The sequence below is a fragment of the Streptococcus sp. M334 genome (genome assembly GCF_000187745.1).
Taxonomy (GTDB): domain Bacteria; phylum Bacillota; class Bacilli; order Lactobacillales; family Streptococcaceae; genus Streptococcus.
On the sequence record NZ_GL732513.1, the window covers coordinates 1 to 573 of the forward strand.

Annotated in this window: 1 pseudogene; it reads right to left on the bottom strand. The window is 50.3% G+C overall.

Annotation, left to right across the window (positions count from 1 at the left end):
• Nucleotides 1-573: pseudogene (locus tag HMPREF0851_RS0104600) on the bottom strand (hypothetical protein); the annotation flags it as partial.

A 573-nucleotide genomic window follows, 5' to 3' on the forward strand; every position in this document is an offset into this window, starting at 1 on the left:
TGTGCTTGCTGATTGGCTTGCACTTGTTGATGCTGATTCAGATGCGCTTGTGCTTGCTGATTGGCTCGCGCTTGTTGAAGCCGATTGACTAGCTGGCGTGCTTGCTGATTGACTTGCACTTGTTGAAGCCGATTGACTTGCTGACGTGCTTGCTGATTGGCTTGCACTTGTTGAAGCTGACTCAGATGCACTTGTGCTTGCTGATTGGCTCGCACTTGTTGAAGCCGATTGACTTGCACTTGTCGATGCTGATTCAGATGCTGATGTGCTTGCTGATTGGCTCGCACTTGTTGAAGCCGATTGACTTGCACTTGTCGATGCTGACTCAGAAGCTGATCGTGCTTGCTGATTGGCTCGCGCTTGTTGAAGCCGATTGACTTGCTGATGTGCTTGCTGATTGGCTTGCGCTTGTTGATGCTGACTCAGATGCTGACGTGCTGGCTGATTGGCTTGCACTTGTTGAAGCCGATTGACTTGCACTTGTCGATGCTGACTCAGAAGCTGATGTGCTTGCTGATTGGCTCGCACTTGTTGATGCCGATTGGCTAGCTGATGTGCTTGCTGATTGACTTG